The sequence below is a fragment of the Streptococcus halichoeri genome (assembly GCF_009870755.1).
Classification (GTDB): Bacteria; Bacillota; Bacilli; order Lactobacillales; family Streptococcaceae; genus Streptococcus; species Streptococcus halichoeri.
Genome location: NZ_WLZU01000049.1, coordinates 1 through 2,494 on the forward strand (window position 1 = coordinate 1; position 2,494 = coordinate 2,494).

Sequence of the window (2,494 nt, forward strand, 5' to 3'; positions counted from 1 at the left end):
TTATGGGAAGAACGAAGAAAATAGTACTTTCAGTAGTTCGACTATACCAGATATTCCTAATACTTGGTGTTACGTTAGATTTGGTAGCTTAGTTCTATTTAATATTGGAAAGACACCACCAAGGAGTGAACCGACTTTTTGGGGAAATGATATTTCTTGGGTATCAATTTCAGATATGCCAAACAGTGGTCTAGTCGCAAAAACAAAGGAATATTTATCAGATATTGCTATAAAAAATAAAAATATAAAGATAGCTCCAGCAGGCACTTTGCTGATGAGTTTTAAGTTATCTATTGGTAAAGTTGCAATACTAGATATACCAGCTAGTCATAATGAGGCAATTATCTCAATATTTCCATATTGCGACGAGGAAAATATTATAAGAGATTATTTAATGCGATTTTTACCACTTATTTCTACAGCAGGCAATTCAAAGGATGCCATTAAAGGAAAAACGTTAAATAGCACCAGTATTTCTGAGTTATTGATACCTGTCTCAAATTTTAGAGAGATGAAAGATATTATCACTAAAGTTGATTTACTTTTTGAAAAAGTTGCTCAACTTTTGCACTAATACGCTCTTGTTCTTGTTTGGGAACGAGAGGGATTATAATATTTCCTAAATTTTTTAGGCTAACTCCTCCTATAATGCCTGATTTATTGTCTTGAAAAGCATTTTGGAATTGCGGGCTTTGTAGGAAATAATATAAAAAGGTGTTGTTTCCTGCATAAAACGACAGGTTGCAGAGTTTATTTCCAAAGCAGACAATCTGGTTTAATAAGCCAATTTTACGCCCAGCACTTCCACCTTCTAAACAAAGTAAGATAGAATGAGGCTGGCTTAACTTAAAGCCATCTAAATAAGCATCTGGGATTTTAATACCATTATCGTAGCTGATACTGCCATCGAGCGCAACATCTTTTGTTGCAATATAGTTCGTCCCAATACCCGTTGAAAAGTGTAATTGCTTTTGACTTGCATTGATACTGTTACCAGTGTAAAGATTAGCGACTTGACCTAATGTTGAGGCCCTCCAAGTTGTCATCTTCCCATAAGGAGAGCTTCTAGTACAAAAATAGCAGAAAGTCCATTTGACTTTCTGCTATTTTGCTACCAATTTACCACTTTATCAATAATAGCTTGTTGTTCGGTAGCTGTTTTTCTGAGATAGATGCGTGTTGTCTCAATGCTTTCGTGTCCCATCAAGTCCGCTAAAAGTGCGATGTCGTTGTACTTGGCGAGAAAGTTTTTCGCAAAGAGATGTCTGAAAGAATGAGGGTAAACCACTTTTGTATTGAGCTGATATTTGACGGCGTAGTTTTTCAACTGCTGGGCGATACCCCTAGCCGTAATGGGCTGACCAAATTTGTTTAGAAAAAGATAGCCGCTCCGACGATTTTCAGCTTCAAGCCATTTTTGACAACTGTTCCGTAATCTTTTGGGGATATACAGCCTTCGCATCTTCCCTCCTTTTGAGTAAATGTCAAAATATCCTACCTCTACATGTTCTATTTTCAGCTTTATCAGCTCGCTAACACGGGCACCAGTCGCCCCTAAGAACCAAACCACAAAATGCCATTTGAGATTGTCGTCCTTTTTCAAGCTCCGCTTCAGAAAGAGGTAGTCTGCATGGCTGATAACATCCTCTAAAAAGGGCTTTTGCTGGATTTTGATAAATTTCAGGGTCAAGTCCTTTTGACCAATAAAGATGAGGTATTTGTTAATGCCCTGAAGTCGCAGGTTGACCGTCTTGGGCTTGAAATTATCCAATAAATAACTCTTATACTCCAGTAAATCCTCCATACTCAGCTCATAATGGGCCAAGAAAAAGCGAACACCGTACAGGTAAGATCGTACGGTATTTTCAGCTAAACCAGCTTTTTTCAAATATAATTCAAAGTCTTTCACCTAAAACTCCTATCTGTTTGTGATAGAAATTCCACCGCACCAAACTATTATACTAAAGTTTCGATAACTGCAAAGACCTGGGAAATTTTCGCAACAATCCGCTTTTGCTCGGCAAGGGGTGGGAGGGGGAATAGAGTATTGATAATTTTTTCTTTAGAAATATTAGGCTGAGCACCACCCTCGGCACGAGATGTAAAATTCTTTCTTTCCGACATCAAAAAGTAGAACAAAAAGAGTTTCTCAACTTGAAATAGGGTATTGCAAGCACAACAAGCTTGATTGGTTGTAGCAGGAAAAGTGAGTATTCCTAATTTACCAATCGTGGCACCATACATTGCAATGAGTACAGAGCCTGCAGGGTTGAGTTTGACTGATGTTTTTTCAAGAGCTAAGTCGGAAATTTTATTTGGGATATGGGTTATATATCCGTCGGTCAAATCACCTGTCAATAACCAAGGAATAGATTGAGGTTCATAATATTTTAGATTAGATTTAGAGGGTGTCGCTCCTGAACCCCAGTTTCCAATATTACCCAATCTCACCCACTCCCAAGTTTCTGGTATCTCATAGGGCACATCCTGATAG

General features: G+C 38.0%; 4 protein-coding genes. 1 reads left to right on the forward strand and 3 read right to left on the reverse strand.

Annotation, left to right across the window (positions count from 1 at the left end; genetic code table 11):
* On the forward strand, positions 1 to 574 hold a 574-nt coding region (locus GWD08_RS08575; RefSeq protein ID WP_244295528.1), incomplete at its 5' end, for a restriction endonuclease subunit S.
* Here GWD08_RS08575 and GWD08_RS08580 read toward each other — a convergent pair.
* The 3 genes from GWD08_RS08580 to GWD08_RS08590 all read right to left on the reverse strand — a co-directional run.
* Positions 528 to 1,046 carry a restriction endonuclease subunit S gene (locus GWD08_RS08580; protein ID WP_159550497.1) on the reverse strand — a complete coding sequence of 173 codons (519 nt, stop codon included), beginning with the start codon at positions 1,044 to 1,046 and terminating at the stop codon, positions 528 to 530. The two genes, GWD08_RS08575 and GWD08_RS08580, sit on opposite strands and share 47 nt — an antisense overlap.
* 65 nt (positions 1,047 to 1,111) lie before the next feature.
* Entirely contained in the window at positions 1,112 to 1,909 is a 798-nt protein-coding gene (psrA, locus tag GWD08_RS08585) for a tyrosine-type DNA invertase PsrA (RefSeq protein WP_159565243.1), read from the reverse strand.
* A 47-nt stretch (positions 1,910 to 1,956) separates the two neighbouring features.
* The coding region (locus GWD08_RS08590) for a restriction endonuclease subunit S (protein WP_208858415.1) at positions 1,957 to 2,494 on the reverse strand (538 nt) is incomplete at its 5' end.

Bases quoted from the DNA above. Each gene is read 5' to 3' on its own strand.
- GWD08_RS08580 (WP_159550497.1), bottom strand. From the start codon at position 1,046: ATGACAACTTGGAGGGCCTCAACATTAGGTCAAGTCGCTAATCTTTAC.